This is a genomic window from Streptomyces sp. NPDC059785 (assembly GCF_042732375.1).
Lineage (GTDB): Bacteria > Actinomycetota > Actinomycetes > Streptomycetales > Streptomycetaceae > Streptomyces.
Genome location: NZ_JBHWHV010000037.1, coordinates 18,326 through 43,470, shown reverse-complemented (window position 1 = coordinate 43,470; position 25,145 = coordinate 18,326). Strand labels below are relative to the sequence as shown.

The window sequence follows — 25,145 nt, the reverse complement described above, 5'->3', positions numbered from 1 at the left end:
GCACTATGGACGCAGACGGCCATGCGAAGCCGGGCCCCTCGCAGTCGGCAGCGACAGAGAGCAGGCTCCGGGTCGTACACGATTCGACTCATCTGCAAGCCCACCCCGTCACCGCTGCAGAGCTCAGACACAGGGCAGTACTGATCAAGGCCGCGGCGGTCCACGAGAACGACACCTTGCCTGCCGTGCAGACGGCACTGCCTTGGATGTCCGTATGGCGGGATCACCGCTCCTATCGCACCGGGGTCTGGCGTTGCGTCATCGACGGCTCCCTGCAGCAGCCCGAATACACCGCCTACCGGCAACGCGTCCTCGACTTCCACACGGACATGTCCCGGTACCTCCGCCCCCCGGAATTCACCGTCATCCGGTGTGCCGTCCCCGATTCCGGCGGCGGTGACAACCTGATCCTGCACATCGACGACATCATCGGTCGGCTGCGCGAACTCGGCCGCGGCGACATAGTGGACGTTCTCGCCGAGCAGCGGCCTCTGAGCATGGAAGACCGCCACTACAACGACGGCCTGACTCCGGCCGGTACACCGGTCCGGGCAGCCTTGGCCACGCCGGACGACGTGAACGTCCCGTGCCGGATCTTCGACCGCCACGGCGCCACGAAGGGCACCCATCTCGAACTCTCGGACGATGAGGAGAAACTCTTCGACGAATTCTTGAGGCAGTGCCACGGACAGGACGACCTCGCTGAGCGCATGCGTCTCGAACGCGGCGACATCCTCGTCTTCTCCAACTGGCGCATCATGCACGCCCGCATGGAATGTCTCGACTCCGGCAGGGTGACGGAGATCTGTATGGGAAACGAGATGACTCCTCCCCGGGAAGGCGAAGGATGAAGCCAGGCACTGACCGGTTCCCGCTCACGCAGGCGAACCTTAAGGACATGCTGTGGTTCGCCGAGGAAGGGCGCGCCGTACAGCGCCTCTACACCTCCGAACAGTGCGACGTGATTCTCGTCGGCTGGGAGGAAGGGCAGCAGAGCTCCTACCACGACCACGGCACCTCGGAGTCCGTCGTCCTGGTCGTCGAGGGTCACATCACTGCCGAGAGCGAAGGGCAGGAACGTGTCCTCGGGCCGTCCGAAACCCTCGTCACCCCGCAGGGGGCTCACCACCGGATGCGTAACGACGGGCCCGGACGCGCCGTCACCTTCCACGTCTACGCGCCGCCCATGCAGGGAGGAGTGTCGGCTCCGTACATAGACCACGCGTCCAGCAACGACTGACCGTTCCGGCTAGGAGTCCCGCCATGACCGTGCTCACCCAGCCCGTCGATCTGCGCGAGTTCTCGTATCAGGGCCAGCGTTACACGTATGAGCCCAACACGCTCCGGTTCTCCCCTGTGGGACGTTCGAACGAACGACTCGTCCGTCACTTCGAAGAAGCCGCCCGCCCCCGGACCGCCCCCCGGGAGCTACCCAAAGGCGGGATCAGCTTCATCACGCTGAACGTGGCTCACGATTGCAACATGGCGTGTCCCTACTGCTTCGCCAAGCAGGGTCTGTACGGCGGCCGGGCACGGAAGCTGATGGACGAGGCCGCCGCACGGAAGTCGGTGGACTGGCTGTTCCAGCAGGCCGGGGAGAAGCCCGAGGTCTACCTGCGCTTCCTCGGCGGCGAGCCGCTGATGAACGTCCCCATCATCCGCAAGGCGGCGGAATACGCGCAGGAGAAGGCGAGCCGCACCGGAAAACGCGTCTACATGAGCATCAACACCAACGGGACGCTCTTCAACGCGGAGATCAGGCAACTGCTGAAGGACCACCGGATGACGGTGTCCATCAGCATGGACGGCACCCGGGCCGCCCACAACACTTTCAGGGTCTTCCGCAACGGCAGAGGCACCTATGACGCCGTGGTACGCAACATCGGGAAGTTCCTGGACGTCGATCCCAACACGATGATCAACGCCACGCTCACGGCGAGCAATCTGGACGTCGACGAATACGCGGAGCTTTTCCGCAGTCTCGGTGTACAGCTCATCCGCTACGCCCTGGTCGGTACCTCGGTGCCCGAGATCGCAGTGGCCAAAGAGGAGAAGCTCGCACAGCTCATCGCCGCCTACGACCGGCTGGCCGAGACATACCGCGCGCAGCTCCTGCGGGGCGACGTGTGGTATCTCGCCGACTTCTACAAGTACTTCGGGAACTTCCGGAACCTGGAGAAGCGGCACAACCGCTGCGGAGCCGGCACCGCTTACGTGAACGTCGACGTGGACGGGAACGTCAACCTGTGCCACCGCTTCACGACGGACGGCACGCAGCGCATCGGCTCGGTGAACCGCAAGACGGTGGACGTTCCGCTGGGCATTCGCCGGCGGGAACAGGGCGATCCGACGTCGGCCTCGGTGCCGTCGGGCCCCGAGGTCTCCAAACTCACCGGTATGCCGGGAGTCAGGGCGCTCAAGCTCCTCGGCGAGGAGGAGAAGCCCAAGGCGCCTGGCGTGCCCGCCCACCTGCACAAGCAGCTCGACGGGACCCCCTTCTTCGAGCAGGTCGACTCCACAGCCGGTGTGCAGAACGCCAACGTCTGCGCCCGCTGTGACATCCGCTATGTATGCGGCGGATCGTGCTTCCACGACGGCGAGATCCTCTACGGCGACCTGTTCGGCGGCCCGGACGGTTTCAAGTGCGAGATCGACCGCCACCTGGCGAAGATCTCGATGTGGCTGCTCGACACCATCTTCGAGCACGACCCCTCCCTGCTCGACCGTCTGGATGACCTGCACCTGCGCTCCCAGCAGCACCACGCGGAGTAGCGGGGGCTCCCGGGCGGGAGCAGCACTCGAAACGCGCAAGCAGAGATGACGCTCAGGGGGCTGGGCGAACGCGGGCCAGCCCCCTGCTCTCTGCTGACCTCCAGCTCTGTTCCATTATCAAGGAGTGCAATGGCTCAACTGCGCGGTCACGACATAGCCATCTGGGGCTTGGGCCTCATCGGATACACACTCGCCGGCGAGCTGGCCCGTACGGGGCGCCGATGCATGGTCGTGGACATCGACGAGGAACGCGTCGACCGGCTCAACCGCGGAGAGATTCCCTTCTCGCACCTTCCGCGGCTGCCGGAGAGCTATGCCGAGGAGACACGCAGTGGCCGGCTCCGTGCCACGGCCGACGCGACGGATGTGCTCGGCGAGCAGTACTCGGTGCACATCCTGTGCATCCCCACCGAAGCTCAGGGGGAAGTGGACGGCGGCACACTGGCCGACGTTGCCGGACGCATCGCCCGGGAGGCGCGGGCCCGGCCGCTTCATGTCGTCATCGAGTCGACCATCGCCCCGGAATGGATCGACTCCGTGGTCCATCCAGCCTTTGCCGACGCGGGTCTGGCACACGGAACCGACTACCATCTCGGGGCCTCACCACGCCGTGACTGGCTCACCGAAGAGGGCCGCAACATGGCCTCGATCCCCAAGGTCATCGGCGGTGACAGCCCGGAGGCGACGGCCCTCATGAAGGAGCTGTACCAACCGATCTGCGGTGAACTCGTCGAGGCCCCGGATGCCAAGCACGCCGCGCTCGTGAAGATCGTCGAGAACTACTTCCGTTATCGCAGCATCCTCATCGCGAACGAACTCGGCACCATGCTCCCCAAGTACGACATGGCAGCCGTGCTCCGCATGGCCGCCACCAAATGGAACATGGAGCAGTACCACCCTTCCCTGGGCATCGGCGGTTATTGCGTACCGCTCGCCAAGGACTATCTGGCCGCCGAGCCAGGAGTAAACGGATTCGCCGAACAACTCGACGCCGCTGAGGACAAGTTGTTCGCGGAGATCAGAACAGCCCTGCGCCAGCACGGGCCACTCGGCAAGGTCGCGATCCTCGGCATCGCCTACGCACCCGAGATGAAGATCCACACACGCTCGCCCGGAGTCCGCCTGGCTCAAGAGCTCACCGACCAGGGGGCCGAGGTCCGGATTCACGACCCGCTCTACTCTCCCGCGGAGATCACCCGCATCACCGGCTGCGAACCGCTCGCCTTCCCCGACGGCCTGGCCGCGTGCGACAGCGTCATCCTCGTGACCCCTCACGCTCCCTATCGGGACATCGACCACGACAGCCTGCTGGAACTCCTCGGCGACGGGACCTGCATCGTCGACAATCTCGGGGCCTGGGCTCACCGGACGTTCCCCGGACGCCTCCACTACGCGGAAGTCGGTGGAGCCGGCTACTTCAATGGGGCGGTGCGGTCATGACGACCGACCTGACCGAGCACGCCCGCGCGTTCCTCACCCGGACCCCGCTCGATGAGATCCTCACGGCGACCGCCAAGGTCACGGCGATCGACCGCCGTTATCTGTCCATCACGCTCGGCGGCGAGACCCTTTCCATGCCGGTCGTGGCCGAGCGGATCGGCAAACTCAGGACACAGCCCGTGAGCGACTGGTCCGACGACGAGGTGAGGCTCGTCTGCGCCTTTTTCGCCATGGGGCGTGCGCACATTCGTGCGGAGCAGGTGGGGATCACGGCCGACCTGACTGCCGTCGACGCACAGTTGCGCGACATGCATCGTGGGTACCGGGCGCGGCTGGCGGAATTCGGTGAGGAACCTCAGCAGGCCACCGACGACCTGCTCACCTGGGAGATAGCGGACCAGCTCCCGGTCATGCGAGCCACCGTCGACCAGCACTTCATGCGCGTCCTGGAGATCGACGGCCGTTCGTGGCACCGAAGAGAACTGCTGCTCCCCCGCGCCACGCTCACCTTCACACAACTGGCCCCCGACCTCGCCAAGGCGCTGGCCGAACGTCATCCACGCATCGCCGAGTCCCACGGCGACAGCCTCGACACATATCTGCGACAGCTCACACTGGCCGAGTTGGACCAGCACGAAACGCCCATGGCACTCATCGAGCTTGTCATGGCACACGCCGCGGAGGACCCGCGCCATCCCTCCGATCACGCGACTCTGATGTGCCCCCGCGGCACCAACCTCGACCGCCCAGGCCTGCTCGGCAAAGAGGATTTCGGCATATTCGTGGCATTCCATCGCCGCTTCGTCCCGGATCCGGAGGCGGGCGTCGGGCATTACAGCGCGATCCGAAAGGCCATGTACGCCCACCACGCGGCGAAGAAAGCACGGGTGGCGAAGAAGGTGTACACCCAGAACGGTCAGTACACCGCCGCCGGCCTGGCGGATGATCTCGGCGCGAAGGGCATCTTCTTCAACGAGAATGCGCATCACCGGGGCCACGTCGTCGCAGGAGTCACCGCAGCCCTGCGTTCGCTCATGGACATCACCGTCAACGGCGGAGAAGGACGGCACGACGTCCGAGGGCTGACGGACTGGCGTATCTCACGAGCCAGCACCGCCGAGTCCGCTCACTACACCCTCGATGAATACCCTTCGTTCTATGCCTACGGCAACTGGCTGAAGACCATGGTCGAGACAGCTCTGGGGGCCGGGGCGGTTCTTCCGAAGATGATCGGCGAGTGGCGATGACGCCGGTCGCCATCGCCTTCACCGCGCATCCCGACGACGCCGAGATCGCTATGGGAGGGACCCTGGCCACGCTCGTGGCAGCGGGCTGGGAGGTCCACGTCGTCGTGTCCTCCGTCCCGAACCACCGAGACCGCCGGCTGGCCGAAGTGGACGCAGGCGCAGCAGTCCTCGGCACCAAGGCGCACGTGCTCGAACATCCAGGCACTTGGCAGGTCGAAGACTTACCCACGTACGCGCTCGTCAGGCGATTCGATGCGTTCGTGAAAGAGCTTGAGCCGGACAGGGTCTTTACCCACTGGAGCGGCGACACGCATCACGATCACGCACTGGTGGCACGAGCGACCGTATCGGCTCTCCGTAACAGCTCCGCCGATCTGTACATGGCCGAGCAGTCGAATCAGTACGCGCCTTCCCTGACCGCCTTCCCCGTGAACACCTACGTCGATGTGTCACGTCACTTCCGGCAGAAGCTGCAAGCAGTGGCCTGTCACGCGTCGCAGACGGCCGGGCCCACGTACGAGCATCACCTGCGCAGCCGGGGCCAGTACCACGGCGAGCGCATCGGCTGCGACTTCGCGGAGGCGTTCTCGTGCGTCATACAACGCCTGGAGAGTCGTTGAACGGCACGGAAGAAGCAGGTCGGAGGCGACCCAAGGTCGGACTGTCCACCACTGCGGCCGGGCTGACCACCGATCTCGGCGCACTGACCGCCCTCGGGCCGGACAGTATCGAGCTGTGCCGGTGCGGACACGGCGAATGGACCCGCGCGGCGGCCTGCATCAAGAGCTCACCTGTGCCCGTCGGCCTGCACTGCCCCGTCCCCTACGACGGCCGGCTGACGGAGTTCGAGGTCACGGGCCCCAGTGAACAAGGGCGGGAACAGGCTCTCCTCCTGGTGGAGCGCACCTTGCAGACAGCCTTCGACAGCTCTGCCGCGTACGTCGTGGTCCATTTCCCGACTCCCCACCCCCGCCCGCGGCCGGCGCCCCCGTCTCCTGGCACGGAACGCCCGCTCACAAGCGAGGTGATTCTCAGAGAGGGCGAAAGACTGGCGAAGTTGCAGGAACGCTATGGCGTGCCGATGTTCGTGGAGAACCTCAGCTATCACCCCGACTTCGGCTCAGCGGCTGACTATCGCGCACTGTTCGAGACCTACCCGGGCCTGCGCATGTGTCTCGACGTGGGCCACGCCCACACATCGATCCATTCGACCGACCTTTACGACTTCGTGGCACGGACCGGTGAGTTCGTGTCCTCCGTCCACCTTTACAACACCCGCCGGGAAGGCGCTCATGCCGGTGCGCACGATATCCCGCACCCGGATCGCCAACGCGGTGACGAGTGGATCGACCTGCCTAGGCTGCTGGGCACCCTGGCATCGGTCGCCCAACCCGACTATCTCGTATTGGAATACGTCTCGGAAGCCCTGAACCCCCTGTCCGCCATGGAAGCGCTGAACTGGGCGCGCGATCTCGGCAAGGAGCTGACATGGGGCTGACCAGCGGTCTCACGACTCTTGCTCTTCGGATTCGGGGCGCGAACATCGGTCATGGGGTGACCGTCGGCCCCGGCTGCCGCATCGAGGCCCAGCACATCGAGATCGGCGACAACGTGCGCATAGGCCAGGACGTACGGCTGAAAGCTGAACGGCTCGTCATCGAGTCGGATACCTACATCGGAGACGGCTGCCGCATTCAAGGACAGATGGTTCACCTCGGATACAACTGCGTTGTGTTCCCACAGGCGACGCTGTGGAGTCTCACGCATCTGCGGCTGGGAGACCATTCGAAAGTCAGCCGCGAGGCAGTACTGAAAGCCGGGAGTTTCAGCACCGGGAGCGAGTTCTGGGTGAACCGTCGAGCGGAGATCGGCGGGGGCGGATGGCGTAAAGGAGAGGGCTGCTTCCAGGCCGGTGATCGCTGCCACATCGGCCGCAATACGCACATCAACACGGCCGAGGCGGTCACACTCGGGGACGACACGGCTGTCGGCATGGACTGCACGATCGCGACTCACGCTCACTGGCAGCCGGTGGACGACGGCTTCATGTCTACTCGGGGTCCGGTCGCTCTCGGCGCCAATGTAGCGGTCTACAGCAGATCCATTGTGTCTCCCGGGGTCACGATCGCGGACGGCGGGACGGTTGCCGGCGGATCGGTCGTGACACACGACGTCCCCGAAAGAGGTCTGGTCGGCGGTGCACCGTCTCGCCTCATACGTATCCAGGACAGACCTTCCTCACCGGCGCGCCTGCGGATACAGGCCGTGCAAGCCTTCGTCCGCGAGCGGTGGCCGGACGCTCATCCCGGGGCAGACGGCGCCGGCCACTACCGACTGCGCGCTCCGAACGCCGTATGCGACCTGGACCTGAACGAGGACCAGGTTCTCTCGCTCGTGTCGCGACAGCCGGAAACCGTACGAACCTGCTGGTTCGACTTCGAGAAACGCGTGCTCTCGGGCGAACGGAGTGACCTGTCCGAAGCACTCCGGAATCATCTTTTCTCCTATGGCATTCGCTTCCGCTACGCCGGTTACCGGCGAAGCCTGTTGAGTTACGAAGGTTTGACAGCATCCGGTCTGGAGGACTGAGCAATGTCAGTGCGCGTCAGGGTCGGACCGAGCCTGAAGCGACCGCTCTCTGTCGGCGCGCTCCGCCTCGCCCTGTTCAACTACGCGTTCGCCGAGGCCAACAGCGGCGCATTCATCATCCGTATCGAGGACACGGACCGCACCCGTCTCGACGCACGGCTGCTGGACGACCTCTACGCGATGCTCGACTGGACTGGAATCCAATACCACGAAGGAGGGGAGAAGGGCGGCAACCACGGTCCCTACATCCAGTCGGAACGAGCATCCGTCTACCGGGCTCACGCACATCGGCTGGTGAAGGCCGGCAGGGCGTACTTCTGCTTCTGTTCCGCGAAGCAGCTTGAGGAGATCCGTGCGAAGGAGCGCACCGCCCACCGCCCTTCTCGCTATGACGGACGATGCTTCCGCCTCTCCCCCGAGCAATCCTGGAAGCGGGTGGACGGGGGCGAGAAGCATGTCGTGCGCATGCGTGTGCCACGCGAGAATCACGATAGCGATCTCGCGGTGCACGATGCGTTACGCGGCACGATCAATATCCGGCTGTCCACGCTGGACGACCAGATACTCATCAAGAGTGATGGAATGCCCACCTATCACTTCTCGTCTGTAGTGGACGACCATCTGATGGACATCACTCATGTGATACGCGCCGACGTGTGGCTCGTCAATACACCCAAGCACCTCCTCCTCTACGAGTGGTTCGGATGGGATCCTCCTCAGTTCGTTCATGTGCCGCCCCTGTCCGGCGGAATCTACGGGACTGCTGTACGGCACCTCAAAGACGCCGGGTTCCTGCCCGATGCAGTGGTCAACTTCGCCGGAATGATGGGATGGCGGCAGCACGCGGACCAGGAGTTGTTCTCTCTCCGCGACATGACCACCTCGTTCCGCCTGGATCAGCTACGACCGTCGTGCGGTGGCGCTGATCCTGCCCGGCTGCGGTGGCTCGGCGCGCAGCACATCCGGCGACGCCCCGTCTCGCAACTGGCAGAGGATGTCCGCCCGTTCCTGGACACGACGGCGGTGCCGGATTCCAGCACGAAGTCCCGGCAGCGGGCGGCCCGGCTGCTCCGCCATCATGCGGCGACGCTCGAAGACCTCGCGGATCAGTTCAGCAGGGCTTATCTGCCCGCCCGGCCGACACCCGAAGACCTACTGCAAGTGAAGCCGCACAACGAGGCTCTCCTGTCCGTGGTCACCGCTCTCGGATCGCTCGACGACGCGACGGATGCCGGCATAAGGCACACGATCGAGAGCTTCTGCCGCGATCACGGGGTACCTCTTGGATCACTGCTCCGTGCACTACGGTTCGCTCTCTTCTCCTCCCAATCCAATCCGGACATCTACGCAATGATCGAACTGATCGGAGTCGAAGAGGCCGCGCGTAGGGTCGCTGACGTCTCAAGGCTCCTGGCCGAGCAGTCCCCTTGCGGTACGAGGGAGGACGACCATGTTTGACGCGACATTTCGGCAGCGTACCGTTCCGCAGTTCAGCAGCCGGAAATGGCGTTACAGCCGGGCGGCGAATCTGCTGGCACGCCGACGGAACACCATCGGTGCCCGACTCATCACCAGAGCGGCGCACGCGTGGATCGACGCCACACAGAATGTCCAGTTCGACATCACGACCGACGGAGAGATGGAGATGCTCCGGCAGCTACGACATGCCGATGTCTCCACGGTCTTCGACGTCGGTGCGAACATCGGCGGATGGGCGGCCACCGCAGCACGCACGTTGTGCAGGCCCCATGTGCATTGCTTCGAACTCGACGCCGAGAACAGAGTCCTCCTGGAGAGGCACGTCGCCAAGCTCGACGGCCGCTTCACTGTCGCCCCCCGCGGACTGGACCGTGAGCGAGGAACCGTCTCCTACGACTTCTATCCGGAAGAGACCGCACTCACGTCCATACTCCGTATCCCGCACAGCTCCCCCGCCGAGCGACGCCAGGCCGACGTGATGACCGGAGACGAGTACATGGAAAACAACAGAATCGACAGGGTGGACCTGCTCAAGGTGGATGTCGAAGGAACCGAAGGACGGGTCCTTGAGGGGTTCTCCCAGACGCTGCGCGAGGAGAGAGTGAGAGTCGTCCAGTTCGAATACGGGCTCGCCAACGTAGTCGCCCGCTGCCTGCTGGCCGACATGTACCGCCTGCTGGAGGAGGCCGGCTTCTCCGTCGGAAGGCTCTTTCCGGACGGAGTCGACTTCCGTCCCTACGAATTGACGGCAGAGACGTTCCGCGGCGGCAACTTCGTCGCAGTCCACGCCAACGAGGTTCGGCTCGCCCAGCAGTTGGCCGCGACAGGCAAGAGGTGACAGCAGCTCATGACTGAACTGTTCACGGACGCTCCGTCCTATCCCATGAGGCGGACCCATCCCCTGGCTCCCCCTCCGGCCCTCGACGAGTTGCGCCACCATCGCCCTGTCTGCCCCGTCACCCTGTGGAACGGACAACACGCCTGGCTGGTCACCCGCAACTCCGACGTGCGAAAGGTACTCGGCGATCCCCGGGTCAGTGCCGACCCGCACAGCCCGGGATACCCGTCTTTGAGCAAAGGACGTTCCGAGGCACCCGACCGGGCCGGCTCCTTCAACCACCTTGATCCACCACAGCACGACGTCTTCCGGAACATGCTGAGCGGTGAATTCACCGTACGGGCGATCAGCCGAATGAGCCCGCTCGTTCAGCACATCGTCGACAACGTGATCAGTTCCATGCTGGCCGGTCCCCGGCCGGTGGACCTGGTCACTGCATTCGCACTGCCCGTCCCCTCCCAAGTCATCTGCGCCATTCTCGGGGTCCCGTACGAAGACCACGCTTTTTTCGAGAGCCGCACGGCCACCCGCATGGATCTGGGCGCCTCGCCGGCGACGGTCCGCAGCGCCAATGAGGAGATACTGAGCTACCTCCATGAGTTGGTGGCCCGAAAGACCCGCCATCCGCAGGACGACTTGCTCAGCAGACTGGCTGTCCGCCACGTGCTCAGCGGATCTCTCACGCACGAGGCTCTTGTCGACATGGCCCGTCTGCTCCTTGTCAACGGCTACGAAACCACCGCCAACATGTTGTCGCTCAGCGTTCTCGCTCTTCTGCAGGCGCCCGAGCAAATGGCCGAACTCACCCGTGATCCCTCAGCACAGGCCGTCAAGAACGCCGTCGAGGAACTTCTGCGGCACCAGACGATCGTCCACATCGCTCCGACCCGTGCTGTGCTCAGTGACATCGAGGTCGGTGGGCAGACCATCAAGGCCGGCGAGGGCGTGATCACGTCACTTGCGTCAGCCAATCAGGACGACGACGTTTTCGAGGACCCGCAAACACTCGACATCAGCAGAGACGCACGCTGGCATCTGGCTTTCGGCCATGGCATACACCATTGTCTCGGTCACCCGCTGGCCCGGCTGGAGCTCCAGACAGCCCTGGGCACGCTGCTTCGCCGAATCCCCGCTCTGCGTCTGGCGGTTCCCCTCTCCGACGTACCGTTCAAGCATGACGGAGGCCTGTACGGCGTCCATCGTCTACCCGTCTCCTGGTGAAGGCGGTGCGTGCGATGCACCTGGCGGCGGACAGGCGGCGCTGTATCGGCTCAGGGCAGTGCGCCCTGCTCGTGCCCGCAGTCTTCGAGCAGCAGGATTCCGACGGCCGGGTACGCATCCATGCCGACCACGTGCCCGACGCGTCCTCCGACGACCTGCACGCGGCGGTTCAGATGTGCCCGGTCCAGGCTCTCAGGCTGGAGGCCTGAGGACATGACTCACCTCGCAGGGAGTGCACTCTGGTGACCACCGTCCACTTCCGGCTTCTGGATCCTGTCCCGGCGGATGTGCGAGAGGCACTTCGCAAACACCTGTACTGGGTGGCTCCGGACATCACCCATGTCAGCATCACCGGCTCCGTTCCACCCGAAGTCACCGTGACATACCAGGGTGCGCTTCCCGCGGCGGAGCTGGAAACAGCGCTACGGCGGGCCGCGGCCGACATGGTGGCCGGGGCCTCGGATTTCTCCACTGAAATGGTGGCAAGCAGCAATGTCACCCTGGAGAAGCCGGCCCTCACCGATCCCTTTCCCGACTTGGTGGACCGGCGCTGGGTACGGCAGGAGACACCGGGAGCATTCGCGTACAGCGGGGTCATGGCCGATGCGATCGAAGCCCTCGACCGCGTCCTGCGCCGCCGCATGCTGGCCCTCGGCGCCTCCGCTGTCCGCCTGCCCTCGCTGGTCTCCCCCGCGACTCTGCTGACCGCCGGAACCCTCCCCGGAGGCGCGGCAACCTCGAACTACGTCTTCCACCTCCAGGAGGGCCTTTCCACCCCCGGTCGGCTGGAAGCTGTGTGCGACGGATCCAAGCCCGAGGGAATCCTGGACCTGCGGACCGTGCCGAACAGCAGCGCCAGTCCCGAGGCCGTGCTGACGTCTGCGGTCTGCCAGCCCTTCTATCCCGTCCTCGCCGGAACCACGCTCGAAGAACCCGTAGTGGTCACTGGCCAGGCACCTTGCTACCGGTACGAAAGTGGTGCCACAGAGGGACTTCGCCGGCTCCGGGAGTTCACCGTACGGGAGTTGGTGTACGTGGGCTCGGAGGAGGAGGTGCTCAGAACTCGGGACGGGTTGGTGAAGAACGCCGCCCGCCTGCTGGAAGAGCTTCTGACTCTCGGTGAGATCCGCACGGCATCCGACCCGTTCTTCATGGACACCTTCGCCAGGATGCGCATGTACCAGTTGGCGTTCAAGGTCAAACACGAATACGTGGCCGTTCTGCCTTTCGACGGATCCGAGGTGGCGATCGGATCGATCAATTACCACGGTGACCACTTCGGACGCGCATGGCGGATCCGTACCGCGAACGGAGAGTTCGCTCACAGCTGTTGCATGGGGTTCGGACTCGAACGCTGGGCCTACACGGTCTTCTCCCAACATGGCCTGGACCCGTACCGGTGGCCGGCCGAGCTGCGCAGGATGATGGAGGACTCTCGTGACCAGTGAGGCGCTCGCGTCCATCACCAGCGACCAGATACTGACCACGTTCCGCAAGGTGGGTGTACGGACGGGGGACACCGTCTACGTCGCCTCGTCACTCGCCGGATTCGCGCTGCTCGACAGCCCCGTCGAAACGGTGACGACGGCGTTGCGTGCCGCGGTGGGTGCCGACGGTACCCTCGTCATGCCGAGTTTCCACCCGGGGTTCCGTTACGCCGGGTTCTTCGACCGGGAGCTGACTCCCTCGAAGTCCGGAATTCTCTCCGAGGCATTTCGACAAGCTCCCGGCACCCGTCGGACCTGGGACCCTCCGTACAATCCGGTATGCGTGCAGGGACGAGCGGCCGATGCCATCGCCCGGATCACCTCGCCCACAGCGTTCGGCCCCAGATCGGTCTTCGACCACCTCATCGACATCGATGCGACCGTGCTGCTCATCGGCTGCAGCTTCCATGACGGTGTGGCCCACGTGCACTGGCTCGAGGAGCGACACGACGTCCCGTACCGGTCGTGGCAGCGTTTTACCGGGGATGTGGTCGTCGACGGCGAATGCATGGAACGCAGTTGGCGCTGCCATGTACGTCGCCCAGGGGTGGAACTGCACGCGGGGGTGGTCGGCGAAGTCCTCGAGAGCAGCGGTGTGGTCTTCGAAGAGTCCATCGGGCTGACCCGGATCGCCGCGTTCTCCCTGCAGAATTTCGTGAAGGTCCTCGATCCGTGGTTCGCGAGGAACAAGGACGCGATGGTGCTATGAACACGTCCGACGGCCTTACGGAATCCGTCCGAGAGATCGTGGCCGCGACTCTCGGCAGGCAGCAGGCTGATATCACCGCCGATTCCGGTCTGTCGGCCGGCAGTTGGTCTTCGCTGCAGCACCTGGGCATTCTTCTTGCCCTGTCGCAGCGGTTCGGTTTCGACCTCTCGCCACGGCTTGTGCACGACCTCACGACGGTCAGGGCCATGGCCGAATATCTGGGGGAACGCGAACGCACCGGCAGCGTGACACATACCGATACAGGAGGAGATTCATGAAGGAGATACTGGAGCAGCTCAGCCAGGTACTCGACGGACCGAACGTCGCGGTCCTTGCGACGGTACGGCCGGACGGCAAGCCGCAGCAGTTCGTGGTGTGGGCCGAGATGTCCGGCAGCGATGTGCTGATGTCCACCACCAAGGGACGCCCCAAATACCGCAATATCGAGCACAATCCCGTGGCCGCGCTCGTCGTCCATCCCGCGGGAGACCCCTACAGCAGCGTCAGGGTCCGCGGCATCACCAGCATCACGTCCGAGGGCGCCGCAGAGACGATCGAGCGGCTGAGCCAGCACTACAAAGGCACGTCGTGGGTGGAACCGGCTGATGTCGGCGAGCGCGTCACGGTCAGGCTCAGTGCCCTGGAGCCGGGTGACGACTGATCAGCGGTTGCGACGAGGCGTGCTGTCGGCCAACGGAAACGTCGACCGGCAGCACGCCCTGCGTTCTTCGCCCTGCGGACGGGTCAGCCGTCGAGCTGCTCCAACGCGGCCGCCAGCCGCGCCAGCGCGCGATCACGTCCCAGGACCTCAAGTGATTCGAAGAGCGGCAGACCGACGGTCCTGCCCGTGACGGCTACACGGACGGGAGCCTGTACCTTGCCCAGCTTCAGGCCACGCTCGGCACCGACCTGCTCAAGAGCGGCCTTCAAGGCGTCTGCCTGCCATTCGGCGTTCTCGTAGGCCGAGATCGTGGCCCGCAGTACATCGGCCGCGCCTTCCTTCATCGCCTTGTTCCACGATTTCTCGTCGAACACGGGCTTGTCCAGGAAGAGGAAGTCGACGTACTCGACGATTTCGCTGAGCAGGGTGAGCCGAGTCTGCGCCAGCTCGGCCACCTTGGCGAAGGCCGTCTCGTCGTAGGCGGAAGGCTCCCAGGGAACGTTCCCTCCTGTCAGCCAGGGGCGGCACGCCTCGATGAACTCCGGCACGGACAGGGCCCGCATGTACTCGCCGTTGAAGGCCCTCAGCTTCTTCACGTCGAAGAAGGCGGGGGCGGGGTTGACGTCTTCCAGGCGGAACTCCTCCTCGAAGACGGACCACGGGACGATCTCCCGGTTGTCCGACGGCGCCCACCCCAGGAGCATGAGGTAATTGCGCATGGCTTCGGACAGGTAACCCTCGTCGCGGAAGTCCTCCAGGGCCACTCGATCACGCCGCTTGGAGAGCTTCTGCCGCTTCTCATTGACGAGAATCGGGGCGTGGGCCCAGGTAGGCGGGGTCTTCCCGAGCGCCTCCCACAGCAGCTGCTGCTTCGGGGTGTTCGAGAGGTGCTCTTCGGCCCGGATGACGAGGTTGATGCCCATCGTCATGTCGTCCACCACGTTGGCGAGAAGGAAGACCGACGAGCCGTCACCGCGAGCGATCACGAAGTCTTCCATGAGCGCGTTGTCGAACTCGGGCTTTCCGCGAACCACGTCCGTAACGGTCGTGACCCCCTCGTCCGGGGTGCGGAAACGGACGGCCCGGCCCTCCGCGCGCTCCAGACCACGGTCCCTGCAGTAGCCGTCGTATCCGAGCCGCTGGTCGACATTGCTCGCCGCGTGCCGTGCGATGACGTCGTCGCGAGTGCAGTCGCAGTAGTACGCCTTGCCCTCGGCGAGGAGCTTGTCGATGGCCACCTGATGGTGATGGGCGTACTCGGACTGGAACAGCGGGCCCTCGTATTCGTCCGGCCCGACACCGAGCCACGCCATGGCGTCGAGAATGCCCTGGGTCCACTCGGGTCGGCTACGAGCGGCGTCGGTGTCCTCGATACGGAGCACCATGACGCCGCCGGACTGTCGCGCCACAATCCAGTTCAGCAGCAGCGAACGAGCGTTCCCGACGTGGAACATTCCGGTGGGTGAAGGCGCAAAACGGACGCGCACGGCAGAGTCAATCACGCCCCGAGTCTACCTCCAGCGTTCGCGGCGCTTCGCCGCCGGAAATGTCCGCAGAGGGGGGCCGGCAGGACCGCCCGAGACCCCTCGGCCGGGATCTTGGGTTCGCTCCGCACCTGCAGTACGGTCCCGGGCATGACAAGCGACCCCGAGGCGCGGGCCGTGCCGAGCCCGACCCGCAGCCTCGCATGGGACCTCCTGCCGACAGGTGTGGACTCCCGCCTCCGCAGCCTTCATGCCGTCGACGCCCGCATTGCCTGGGCGGCGGGAGCACACGGGACGGTGCTGCGCACTGTCGACCATGGACGTACATGGCGACTCGTCGGTCCGAAAGGCGCTGACGGTCTCCAGTTCCGTAGCATCCAGGCGTTCGACGCCGATTACGCGGTGGTGATGTCGTTCGGCGCCTCGGACGCCGCCCGGATCCTGGTCACCACGGATGGAGGCGAGCACTGGACCGAGACCTTCCGCAACACCGACCCCCACGCGTTCTACGACTGCATGACGTTCCACGACCGGCTGACCGGTCTCGCCGTCGCAGACCCCGTGGACGGGAGATTCCGGGTTCTCGGCACCTCGGACGGCGGGCGAAACTGGTCGGTGGTCGATCCGTCAGGTATGCCCCCGGCGCTCGAGGGCGAAGCGGCTTTCGCGGCCAGCGGCACCTGCCTGGTCGCACGCGACGGGAAGTACTGGTTCGCCACGGGCAGCGCCGAACGCGCCAGGGTCTTCCGCTCCGGCGATCTCGGGCGCACCTGGACCGTGGCGAACACCCCTGTACGTACCGTGCGGGACGCCGGCATTTTCGCCCTCGCGTTCCGCAACGCCACCGAAGGCATCGCGGTGGGCGGGGACTACACCGACCAGAACCGTCCGGGACAACTGCTGGCCGTCACCCGCGATGCCGGAGCGACCTGGCGGCTCTGCGAGGAGCAGCCGCCGGCCGCCTACCGCTCGGGCGCCAGGTGGACGGGGCGCGAGTTCATAGCGGTGGGCCCTTCCGGCAGTGATGCGTCCTTCGACGGTGGACTGACCTGGGTGCCGTTCGACACCACCGGCCTGGACACCGTGAGCACGGGGACGGACAACTCGTGCTGGGCCGCCGGCGAACACGGCCGGGTCGCCAGACTGGTGTCGCCGCGAACATGAGCTTCGGGTCACCTGACACCGTCCGGGACACAGGGCCGCCGTCGCGGGCCGGAGGTCCTGTCTCAGGTCGCCGGCAGGCCGCGGGCAGCGGCAGACGAGTCGGGCTGTACGCCGGGTTCTGTCGCCCGGGCGCCTCGCGGCGGCCGGGGAGACGGCCATCCATCTAGGGCCGGCGTTGCCGCCGGCCTCGTGCGGTCTACCCGCGGACTCGGGCGGGCAGCCCTCGGTCGTCCGCGCAGAGCACCTTTTACAGCGCTCCTTTTGACCTTGCTCCGGGTGGGGTTTACCTAGCCGCCTGAGTCACCTCAGGCGCTGGTGGTCTCTTACACCACCGTTTCACCCTTACCGGGAGCCGTGATCCTTGCGGATACGGTTCCCGGCGGTTTGTTTTCTGTGGCACTGTCCCGCGGGTCACCCCGGGTGGCCGTTAGCCACCACCCTGCCCTGTGGAGCCCGGACGTTCCTCGGGAGGGTCCGAAGATCCTCACGCGGCCGTCCGCCCGGCTCGTCTGCCGTGCCGACCATGGTACCGGGCGATCAGATGAACTCCGACGTGTCCAGGTCGAAGGCGAAGGGTTCGGGGAGGACGAGCGGCTTGCCGAAGGGCAGGGTGCAGTGCTGGCGGTAGTCGTCCTTCTCCGGGTCGCTGAACAACGTGATCGACGAGGACTCGCGGTCTACGAGGAGGTACAAGGGGATGCCACCGCGGGCGTAGCAGCGGCGTTTGGTCTCGCGGTCCGCCTGGGGTTTGGTGGAGGTGACCTCCACGACCATGGCGACGCCCTCGCAGGGCATCCAGGGATCGGCTCCCCAGTAGAGCCCCAGTTCCGTGGGGGCGAACGTGCCGTCCGGGATCGCGTAGTTCTTGGAGCAGGCCCCACCACTTCGCAGTTGCAGGCCTTTGTTCCCGGAGAAGTCCATGTCGGTCCGGGACCGCCTGACCATCTGCTTCATGATCAAATTAATGTATCCCTCGTGATCCCCGTCCGGCGGCGGCGTCACAACGATCTCCCCCTCGATCAGCTCCGCCCGGAAACCCTCCGGGGTGTCCAGGGCAAGGAAGCCCTCCAGCAGGACGTCTTCCTGCGCAGTGAGCGGCTCGTGGGCCATGGCAGTCATGTCACGCCCCTCCTTCTGTCGCTCGCCAGACTGGGACATCGGGAGATCACCTGTCCGTGAGGTAGGGATTCGTTCCTTCGATCGTGGCACATGGCCCAGGCCGTTGTCAGAGCTTGCCCGACGTGCCGCGCCACCGCTTGACCCTGCCGCAGCGTCAACGTTTCTACTGGTCGTATGCGGATCGGAGAGCTGGCCGCGGCCGTCGGCGTCACCACGCGGACCGTCCGGCACTACCACCATCTCGGGCTGCTGCCCGAACCCGCGCGGCGGCCCAACGGCTACCGCGTCTACGGGCTGCGGCACGCCGTCGTACTGGCCCGGATCCGGCGGCTGACCGAGCTGGGGCTCGGGCTCACCGAGGTGCGGGACGTGCTCGCGGACGACGCCGGGCGGGACCTCGCCGAGGTGCTCGCGGAGCTGGACGAGGACCTGGCCCGGCAGGAGGCGGCGATCCGGGAGCGGCGGCGGCGGCTGCGCACCCTGCTGGACGCCGGTGAGCTGCCGCCCGAGGGCCCGGTGTCGCCGGAACTCGCCGCCGTCTTCGGTGAGCTGCCCGCGTATCCCGGTTCCGCGATGGCCGCCAAGGACCGCGAGGTGATCGCCCTGATGGAGACGGCCGCGGCTCCGGAGGAGCGGGAGCGGATGCTGGCCGCGCTGCGGGCCGCCGCGGACGTGCCCGGCGCCCCGGAGCGTGCGCACCAGGCGTACGCGCTGCTCGACGCGCTGGCCGACGCCGACCCCGGCGACCCTCGCGTGGAGGAGGCCGCCCAGGTCCTCGCCGGCTGTCTGCCGGACGAGGCGCTGGAAGGGATGGGCATCGCCCGGATGGATCCCGAGGGACCGGGGGGCTCGGACCCGGGCGGCGAGGGCAGCTTCCTGCGCGCCCTCCTCGACGACTTCTCGCCCGCCCAGGCCGCCGCCGTCAGCCGCACCATCGAGCTGCTCGTGGAGCGCACCCGATGACGGCCCTTTCGAAGAAAACGCCAGGACCGGTGCGTACCGTGGTGCGGCTCATGGGGCACGAGTTGCGGCTGCTCGCGAGTATCGGGCTGTGGGTGGCCCGGCGTACGCACGGGGTCCGGGGCGGGCAGGGCTTCGGGTACGCCCGGGGGCAGGGCGCGGTGATGTTCGGCTTCGGATTCGTGTGCGCGCTGGAGAGCGCCTGCATGGCGGTACTGCTGCGCAACCATCCCGCCGTGCACCGGGTGGTCCTCGCCCTCGACGTCTACACGCTGCTCATGATCGTCGGCATCCACGCCGCCTCCGTGACCCGCCCGCACGTCCTGTCGGACTCGACACTGCGGATCCGCCGGGCCGGCCACGTCGACCTGCGCATACCGCTGGACTCCGTCGTCGCCGTCCGCCGCGAGCTGCGCAGCGCCCACGAGCCGCGCAACGGCGAGCTCTCCCTCGTCGTCAACGCTCAGACCACCGTCACCCTTGAACTCGACCGGCCCGTGCGGCACCTCTCCTTCCTGGGCCGCCCCCGCGACGTACGCGTCATCCGGTTCCACGCCGACGATCCCGACGCCCTCGTACGGGCGGTCAGGGCGGCAGCCAACGGTGCGGCCACCGGTGCCTCCGCCAATACGGCCACCGATGCGGCCACCGATTCCGGGCTCACTCGCACCCCTTAGGCTGGCGCGGGGCCATTCGTCGTGAGGAGAACCGAACCGTGCTCGTCCTGCTGCCGCCTTCCGAGGGAAAGGCACCGTCCGGCCGCGGAGCCGCCCTCGACCTGGACTCCCTGCCACTGCCCGCGCTGCGCGACGCGCGGCGCGCGGCCGTCGAGGAGCTGGTCGCCCTGTGCGCCGGTGACGAGGAGAAGGCGCGCGACGTCCTCGGTCTGAGCGAGGGCCTGCGCGGCGAGGTCGCCAAGAACGCGGAGCTGCTGACCGCGGGCACCCGTCCCGCCGGGGAGATCTACACCGGCGTGCTGTACGACGCGCTCGACCTGGCCTCCCTGGACGCCGCCGCCAAGCGCCGCGCCGGGCGTTCGCTGCTCGTCTTCTCGGGGCTGTGGGGCGTGGTCCGGGTGACCGACCGGATCCCGTCGTACCGCTGCTCGATGGGGGTGAAGCTGCCGGGGCTCGGGGCGCTGGGCGCGTACTGGCGGACCCCGATGGCGGCGGCCATGCCCGAGGCCGCCGGTACGGGGCTCGTACTCGACCTGCGGTCCTCCGCCTACACCGCCGCCTGGAAGCCGAAGGGCGAGGTCGCCGCGCGGACCGCGACGGTACGGGTGCTGCACTCGCAGCTCGTCGACGGGGTCGAGAAGCGTTCCGTCGTCAGCCACTTCAACAAGGCCACCAAGGGCCGGATCGTGCGGAGCCTGCTCACCTCGGGTGCCGCGCCGGAGGATCCGGCCGAGCTGGTCGAGGCGCTGCGGGAGCTGGGGTACGTGGTGGAGGCGGCGGCCCCCGAGAAGGCCGGCCGGACATGGAATCTCGACGTGGTGGTCTCCGAGATTCACTGATTCATCGACCCGGTGAATCCGACGGATCAACGACCTCATTGCAGCATGCGCAATGGGCTTTGCGCATGCTGTCCGCCGTGGGCAGGATGAGGCCATGACCTCGCCGCTGCCCTCGACACCTCCTGCTTCGTCTCCGGCGCACGCGCACGCCGTCTCCGTGCTCGATCTCGCGCCCGTCGTCCCCGTCGTCGTCATCGACGACGCCGCCGACGCCGTACCGCTCGCGCGGGCGCTCGTCGCCGGCGGGCTGCCCGCGATCGAGGTGACGCTGCGGACGGCCGCCGCGCCGGCCGCGATCCGTGCGATCGCGGAGAAGGTGCCGGACGCGGTGGTCGGCGCGGGTACCGTCCTCTCCCCCGCCCAGGTCGCCGAGTCCGTCGCCGCGGGCGCCCGCTTCCTGGTCAGCCCCGGCTGGACGGACGTGCTGCTCGACGCGATGCGGGCGTCCGGGGTGCCGTTCCTGCCGGGGGTGTCCACCACGTCGGAGGTCGTCGCGCTGCTGGAGCGCGGGGTGCGCGAGATGAAGTTCTTCCCTGCCGAGGCGGCGGGCGGCACGGCGTATCTGAAGTCCCTCGCCGGGCCGCTCCCGCAGGCCCGGTTCTGCCCGACGGGCGGGATCGGGCCCGCGTCCGCGCCGGACTACCTCGCACTGCCCAACGTCGGCTGTGTGGGCGGGAGTTGGATGCTGCCGGCCGACGCGGTGGCCGGCCGCGACTGGGCGCGGGTGGAGTCGCTGGCCCGGGAGGCGGCGGCGCTCCGCCGGTGAGCCGGTCGGGCCACGGGATTCAGCGCAGGTGCGAGGTGTCGTTCAGCAGGCGCAGCGTGGCGTTCCCGTCCGCGTAGTACGCGATCGCCGACAGTGAGGCCGCCGACAGTTCCATCCGGAACAGGGACTCGGACGGGGCGCCCAGGGCCAGTCGTACGAGAGTCTTGATCGGGGTCACGTGCGAGACGAGCAGGACGGTGCGGCCGGCGTACTCGGTGGCCAGGTCGGACCGGGCCGCGGCGACCCGCCGGGTGACGTCGTCGAAGCTCTCGCCGCCGCCGGTCGGTGCCGCGTCCGCCGAGGCCAGCCAGGCGTCCAGGTCGTCGGGGTGGCGCTCGCGGACCTCCGCGAAGGTCAGGCCCTCCCACGCGCCGAAGTCCGTCTCGCGCAGCCGGTCCTCGACCGCCACCTCCAGGCCCAGGCGGGCGGCGACGACGGCGGCCGTCTGCCGGCACCGGGCGAGCGGCGACGACACGATCGCCCGTACGGTGCCGCGGGCGGCGAGCGCGGCGGCGACCCGCCCGGCCTGCGCCCGCCCGGCCTCCGACAGCCCGGGATCGTCCCCGCCGCTGCCGGAGAACCGCTTCTGCGGCGTCAACGGCGTCTCACCGTGCCGCAGCAGTACGAAGGTGGCGGGCGCGCCCATGTCGGCGGGCGGGGCGCCGGCGGTGGCCACGTTGCGCGCGGCGCGCAGATCGGCGGCCGTGACACGGGCGTCGGACACGGCACGCTCGCCGACGGACGCCGCGCGAGCATCGGACCCGGACGTGACGCAGGCGTCGGACACGGCACGCTCGCCGACAGACGCGGCGCGAGCATCGGACCCGGACGTGGCGCAGGCGTCGGACACGGCACGCTCGCCGACAGACGCGGCGCGAGCATCGGACACGGACGTGGCGCAGGCGTCGGACACGGCACGCTCGCCGACGGACGTGACGGAGGCATCGGCGGGCGTCACGCGAGCATCGGCGGGCGTGCCGCGTGCCCCAGCCGTCGGGGCCGCGAGTGCCGCCAGTGCCGCCCGTGCCTTCGCCGCGCCCGCCGCCGCATCCCCGGGCGGAGACGGGGCCTCGGCCGCGGAGCGCTCCGCGGCCGTGTCCAGGTCCGCCGTCGAGCGGTCGGGGGACCACTGTTCACCACGGCGGCCCGCGTCCATCGCCTCGTTGGCCAGGCGGTCCGCGTGCTTGTTGCGTTCGCGCGGGATCCACTCGTACGTGACCCGCGCGGGCGGGAAGATCCGGGCGGCCTCGGCGGCCAGCGGCTTCATGCCGGGGTGCTTGATCTGCCAGCGGCCCGACATCTGCTCCACGACGAGCTTGGAGTCCATGCGGACCCGGACCGAGGCGTCCGGGTCCAGTTCACGGGCGGCACGCAGGCCCGCGAGCAGGCCCCGGTACTCCGCGACGTTGTTCGTGGCGACGCCGATGTACTCGGCGGTCTCGGCCAGGGTCTCCCCCGTCGCCGTGTCGATCACCACGGCTCCGTAGCCGGCCGGCCCCGGGTTGCCCCGGGACCCGCCGTCGGCCTCGACGGTCAGCTCCCGCACGTCTCGCGTCCCTACGTCGTACCTACGTCGTACCTACGTCGCGCACGCGTCCTCGTGCTCCAACGTTTCTACAGGCCGGATTCGGCGGTGCGCACCAGGATGCGGCGGCAGTTCTCGCAGCGCAGCACGGTGTCGGGCGAGGCCGCCTTCACCTCGTTCACCTCCGTGATGTTCAGCTCCAGGCGGCAGCCCTCGCAGCGCCGCTGGTAGAGCTTGGCCGCGCCGATGCCGCCCTGCTGCTCGCGCAGCTTGTCGTAGAGCTTCAGCAGGTCGGCCGGGACGGTGCCCGCGATGACCTCGCGCTCCTTGGTCACCGTGGCCGCGTCGCCGTCGAGCTGCTCGTACGCGGTGTCGCGGCGGGCCGTGGCGTCGTCGATCTTCGACTGGACGGAGGAGACGCGCTCGGTCAGCTCCGCCACCCGCTCCTGCGCGGACTCGCGGCGCTCCATGACCTCGAGGACGACGTCCTCCAGGTCACCCTGCCGCTTGGCGAGGGAGGTGATCTCGCGCTGGAGGTTCTCCAGGTCCTTCGGCGAGGTGACGGCGCCGGAGTCCAGGCGCTGCTGGTCGCGGACGGCGCGCTGGCGCACCTGGTCGACGTCCTGCTCCGCCTTGGTCTGCTCGCGGGCGCAGTCGCTCTCCTCGGTCTGCGCGGCGACGAGCAGGTCGCGCAGTTGCGTGAGGTCCTTGTTCAGCGACTCGATCTCGGCGTGCTCGGGCAGCGACTTGCGCTTGTGCGCGAGCTGCTGGAGGCGTACGTCGAGCGACTGGACGTCGAGGAGTCGGATCTGGTCGGCGGGCGCGGCGTTCAGTTGGGGGCTCCTGCAGGTGTGTGAAGTGAGGCCGCGTGGGCGGTCCAGGGGTCGGTGACCGTCTTCGAGACGTGGACCCGCAGGTCCCATCCGTGACGGTCGGAGATCTCGTCGAGCTGCGCGGCGGCCAGTTCGCACCAGGGCCACTCGGTGGCCCAGTGCGCGGCGTCGAGCAGCGCGAGGGGGCTTTCGGCGCGGGCCTCGGAGACCGGGTGGTGGCGCAGGTCCGCGGTGAGGAAGGCGTCGACCCCGGCGGCCCGTACGTCGTCGAACAGGCTGTCGCCCGAGCCGCCGCTGACCGCGACGGTGCGGACGACGGCGTCGGGGTCGCCCGCGACGCGGATGCCCTGCGCGGTCGCCGGCAGCCGCTCGGCGGCCCGTTCGGCCAGTTCGCGGACGGTCAGCGGGTGGTCGAGCGCGCAGACGCGGCCCAGGCCCCGGCGGCCCTCCGGGTCGGCCGGGTCCGGCACCAGGGGCCGTACGACGCGAAGGTCGAGGGCGCCGGCGAGGGCGTCCGAGACGCCCGGGTCGGCCCGGTCGGCGTTGGTGTGCGCGACGTGCAGCGCGATGTCGTTCTTGATCAGGGTGTGCACGACCCGGCCCTTGAAGTGGGTCGCCGCGACCGTGGTCGTCCCGCGCAGGTACAGCGGGTGGTGGGTGACCAGCAGGTCGGCGCCGAGGGCGACCGCCTCGTCGGCGATCTCCTGTACGGGGTCGACGGCGAACAGCACCCGCGAGACCTCCTGGCCGGGGTCACCGCAGACGGTGCCGACCGCGTCCCAGGACTCGGCCGTCCCGGGCGGCCAGAGGGCGTCGAGCGCGGCGATGACTTCAGACAGACGGGGCACGGGGAAAGGCTACCTGGCCCACGTCCCTGCCCGACCGGTCGCGGGGGCCTGGGCGGCCGGGCGTGACTGGAACGGTATCGGGGGGTGACCCGACCGGCCACAGGTGACCCGACCGGCCACAGGTGACTCGACCGGCCATGGGTGGCCTGACCGGTCACGGGCGACCCGACCGGCCACGGGCGACCCGACCGGCCACGGGCGACCCGACCGGCCACGGGCGACCTGACCGGTCACGGGTGGCCTGACGCGACAGCCGTCGAGACCGGCGGCCCCCTCGGTCGGCAGCACCCGCGCTCGGCGGCCCTTCAGGTCGGCAGCCGGCGACGCCCGCCCCGTGCGCCGCCCCCTCACTCCCGCGCCCCGCCCCGCCCCGCCCCCTCGCGTCAGCACATACGTCCCGGTTTTCTCAGGGGAATCCGAACACCGCCACCCTTATGTGTGAAGCGGCCGTCCGCCGGTCCCACGTCCGTGCGTGCGAAAACTAGCT

Annotated in this window: 26 protein-coding genes and 1 other RNA gene; 21 read left to right on the top strand and 6 right to left on the bottom strand. The window is 67.6% G+C overall.

Features of this window, described 5'->3' with window-relative positions; genetic code table 11:
- Positions 1-5: 5 nt before the first annotated feature.
- The 16 genes from ACFV6E_RS26015 (at position 6) to ACFV6E_RS25940 (ending at position 14,443) form a co-directional block, all read left to right on the top strand.
- Positions 6-851, top strand: a complete 846-nt coding sequence (locus tag ACFV6E_RS26015) for a TauD/TfdA family dioxygenase (RefSeq protein ID WP_385166966.1) — start codon at positions 6-8, stop codon at positions 849-851.
- Positions 848-1,240, top strand: coding sequence for a cysteine dioxygenase (locus ACFV6E_RS26010; protein ID WP_385166964.1), 393 nt, complete (start codon positions 848-850; stop codon positions 1,238-1,240). Before ACFV6E_RS26015 ends, ACFV6E_RS26010 begins: the two co-directional genes overlap by 4 nt.
- A gap of 23 nt (positions 1,241-1,263) precedes the next feature.
- The gene (locus ACFV6E_RS26005) at positions 1,264-2,772 is read left to right on the top strand and encodes a radical SAM protein (RefSeq protein ID WP_385166962.1); all 1,509 of its coding nucleotides are present in this window, start codon (positions 1,264-1,266) and stop codon (positions 2,770-2,772) included.
- Between the two features lie 129 nt (positions 2,773-2,901).
- Positions 2,902-4,212 carry a nucleotide sugar dehydrogenase gene (locus ACFV6E_RS26000; RefSeq protein ID WP_385464943.1) on the top strand — a complete coding sequence of 437 codons (1,311 nt, stop codon included), beginning with the start codon at positions 2,902-2,904 and terminating at the stop codon, positions 4,210-4,212.
- Complete coding sequence (locus ACFV6E_RS25995) at positions 4,209-5,459, top strand: hypothetical protein (RefSeq protein WP_385464940.1); 1,251 nt, start codon at positions 4,209-4,211, stop codon at positions 5,457-5,459. The genes ACFV6E_RS26000 and ACFV6E_RS25995 overlap by 4 nt, the downstream gene beginning before the upstream one ends.
- Positions 5,456-6,079 (top strand): PIG-L deacetylase family protein, encoded by a 624-nt coding sequence (locus ACFV6E_RS25990; protein ID WP_385166988.1) that lies wholly within the window; start codon positions 5,456-5,458, stop codon positions 6,077-6,079. The genes ACFV6E_RS25995 and ACFV6E_RS25990 overlap by 4 nt, the downstream gene beginning before the upstream one ends.
- Positions 6,076-6,957: a sugar phosphate isomerase/epimerase family protein gene (locus ACFV6E_RS25985; RefSeq protein WP_385166956.1), complete on the top strand. Its 882-nt coding sequence runs from the start codon at positions 6,076-6,078 to the stop codon at positions 6,955-6,957. The genes ACFV6E_RS25990 and ACFV6E_RS25985 overlap by 4 nt, the downstream gene beginning before the upstream one ends.
- The gene (locus ACFV6E_RS25980) at positions 6,948-8,048 is read left to right on the top strand and encodes a DapH/DapD/GlmU-related protein (protein WP_385166955.1); all 1,101 of its coding nucleotides are present in this window, start codon (positions 6,948-6,950) and stop codon (positions 8,046-8,048) included. Before ACFV6E_RS25985 ends, ACFV6E_RS25980 begins: the two co-directional genes overlap by 10 nt.
- Before the next feature lie 3 nt (positions 8,049-8,051).
- Positions 8,052-9,506, top strand: coding sequence for a glutamate--tRNA ligase (gene gltX / locus ACFV6E_RS25975; RefSeq protein ID WP_385166953.1), 1,455 nt, complete (start codon positions 8,052-8,054; stop codon positions 9,504-9,506).
- The gene (locus ACFV6E_RS25970; protein ID WP_385166951.1) at positions 9,499-10,365 is read left to right on the top strand and encodes an FkbM family methyltransferase; all 867 of its coding nucleotides are present in this window, start codon (positions 9,499-9,501) and stop codon (positions 10,363-10,365) included. Before gltX (ACFV6E_RS25975) ends, ACFV6E_RS25970 begins: the two co-directional genes overlap by 8 nt.
- Positions 10,366-10,374: 9 nt before the next feature.
- Entirely contained in the window at positions 10,375-11,586 is a 1,212-nt protein-coding gene (locus ACFV6E_RS25965; protein WP_385166949.1) for a cytochrome P450, read from the top strand.
- Complete coding sequence (locus ACFV6E_RS25960; RefSeq protein ID WP_385166947.1) at positions 11,583-11,795, top strand: ferredoxin; 213 nt, start codon at positions 11,583-11,585, stop codon at positions 11,793-11,795. Before ACFV6E_RS25965 ends, ACFV6E_RS25960 begins: the two co-directional genes overlap by 4 nt.
- Before the next feature lie 33 nt (positions 11,796-11,828).
- On the top strand, positions 11,829-13,034 hold the full coding sequence (locus ACFV6E_RS25955) for an aminoacyl--tRNA ligase-related protein (protein ID WP_385166945.1): 1,206 nt from the start codon (positions 11,829-11,831) through the stop codon (positions 13,032-13,034).
- Complete coding sequence (locus tag ACFV6E_RS25950; protein WP_385166943.1) at positions 13,024-13,782, top strand: AAC(3) family N-acetyltransferase; 759 nt, start codon at positions 13,024-13,026, stop codon at positions 13,780-13,782. Before ACFV6E_RS25955 ends, ACFV6E_RS25950 begins: the two co-directional genes overlap by 11 nt.
- Positions 13,779-14,060, top strand: coding sequence for an acyl carrier protein (locus tag ACFV6E_RS25945; protein ID WP_385166941.1), 282 nt, complete (start codon positions 13,779-13,781; stop codon positions 14,058-14,060). Before ACFV6E_RS25950 ends, ACFV6E_RS25945 begins: the two co-directional genes overlap by 4 nt.
- Positions 14,057-14,443 (top strand): PPOX class F420-dependent oxidoreductase, encoded by a 387-nt coding sequence (locus ACFV6E_RS25940; protein WP_385166940.1) that lies wholly within the window; start codon positions 14,057-14,059, stop codon positions 14,441-14,443. Before ACFV6E_RS25945 ends, ACFV6E_RS25940 begins: the two co-directional genes overlap by 4 nt.
- An 83-nt stretch (positions 14,444-14,526) precedes the next feature.
- Here the strand turns inward: ACFV6E_RS25940 and gltX (ACFV6E_RS25935) are convergent, their stop codons facing one another.
- On the bottom strand, positions 14,527-15,945 hold the full coding sequence (gene gltX, locus ACFV6E_RS25935; protein WP_385166938.1) for a glutamate--tRNA ligase: 1,419 nt from the start codon (positions 15,943-15,945) through the stop codon (positions 14,527-14,529).
- A gap of 132 nt (positions 15,946-16,077) precedes the next feature.
- On the opposite strand from gltX (ACFV6E_RS25935), the gene ACFV6E_RS25930 reads away from it, so the two are divergent.
- Complete coding sequence (locus tag ACFV6E_RS25930) at positions 16,078-17,091, top strand: WD40/YVTN/BNR-like repeat-containing protein (RefSeq protein WP_385166937.1); 1,014 nt, start codon at positions 16,078-16,080, stop codon at positions 17,089-17,091.
- 91 nt (positions 17,092-17,182) lie between these two features.
- Here the strand turns inward: ACFV6E_RS25930 and rnpB are convergent.
- Positions 17,183-17,599, bottom strand: an RNA gene (rnpB, locus tag ACFV6E_RS25925) — RNase P RNA component class A.
- Positions 17,600-17,628: 29 nt separating this feature from the next.
- The gene (locus tag ACFV6E_RS25920) at positions 17,629-18,210 is read right to left on the bottom strand and encodes a Uma2 family endonuclease (protein ID WP_385166936.1); all 582 of its coding nucleotides are present in this window, start codon (positions 18,208-18,210) and stop codon (positions 17,629-17,631) included.
- A gap of 174 nt (positions 18,211-18,384) precedes the next feature.
- Between ACFV6E_RS25920 and ACFV6E_RS25915 the strand changes: the two genes are divergently transcribed.
- The 4 genes from ACFV6E_RS25915 to eda all read left to right on the top strand — a co-directional run bounded on the left by ACFV6E_RS25915 (position 18,385) and on the right by eda (position 21,452).
- On the top strand, positions 18,385-19,173 hold the full coding sequence (locus tag ACFV6E_RS25915; RefSeq protein WP_385166934.1) for a MerR family transcriptional regulator: 789 nt from the start codon (positions 18,385-18,387) through the stop codon (positions 19,171-19,173).
- Positions 19,170-19,847: a hypothetical protein gene (locus tag ACFV6E_RS25910; RefSeq protein WP_385166932.1), complete on the top strand. Its 678-nt coding sequence runs from the start codon at positions 19,170-19,172 to the stop codon at positions 19,845-19,847. The genes ACFV6E_RS25915 and ACFV6E_RS25910 overlap by 4 nt, the downstream gene beginning before the upstream one ends.
- Positions 19,848-19,885: 38 nt before the next feature.
- Positions 19,886-20,686: a peroxide stress protein YaaA gene (yaaA, locus tag ACFV6E_RS25905; protein WP_385166931.1), complete on the top strand. Its 801-nt coding sequence runs from the start codon at positions 19,886-19,888 to the stop codon at positions 20,684-20,686.
- Between the two features lie 94 nt (positions 20,687-20,780).
- Positions 20,781-21,452 carry a bifunctional 4-hydroxy-2-oxoglutarate aldolase/2-dehydro-3-deoxy-phosphogluconate aldolase gene (gene eda / locus ACFV6E_RS25900; protein ID WP_385166930.1) on the top strand — a complete coding sequence of 224 codons (672 nt, stop codon included), beginning with the start codon at positions 20,781-20,783 and terminating at the stop codon, positions 21,450-21,452.
- Positions 21,453-21,471: 19 nt separating this feature from the next.
- Here the strand turns inward: eda and ACFV6E_RS25895 are convergent, their stop codons facing one another.
- The 3 genes from ACFV6E_RS25895 to ACFV6E_RS25885 all read right to left on the bottom strand — a co-directional run bounded on the left by ACFV6E_RS25895 (position 21,472) and on the right by ACFV6E_RS25885 (position 24,658).
- Positions 21,472-22,998 carry a bifunctional RNase H/acid phosphatase gene (locus tag ACFV6E_RS25895; RefSeq protein ID WP_385464937.1) on the bottom strand — a complete coding sequence of 509 codons (1,527 nt, stop codon included), beginning with the start codon at positions 22,996-22,998 and terminating at the stop codon, positions 21,472-21,474.
- A gap of 68 nt (positions 22,999-23,066) precedes the next feature.
- Positions 23,067-23,810, bottom strand: a complete 744-nt coding sequence (locus ACFV6E_RS25890) for a zinc ribbon domain-containing protein (RefSeq protein ID WP_385173259.1) — start codon at positions 23,808-23,810, stop codon at positions 23,067-23,069.
- Complete coding sequence (locus ACFV6E_RS25885) at positions 23,807-24,658, bottom strand: Nif3-like dinuclear metal center hexameric protein (RefSeq protein WP_385173218.1); 852 nt, start codon at positions 24,656-24,658, stop codon at positions 23,807-23,809. The genes ACFV6E_RS25890 and ACFV6E_RS25885 overlap by 4 nt, the downstream gene beginning before the upstream one ends.
- Positions 24,659-25,145 lie beyond the last annotated feature (487 nt).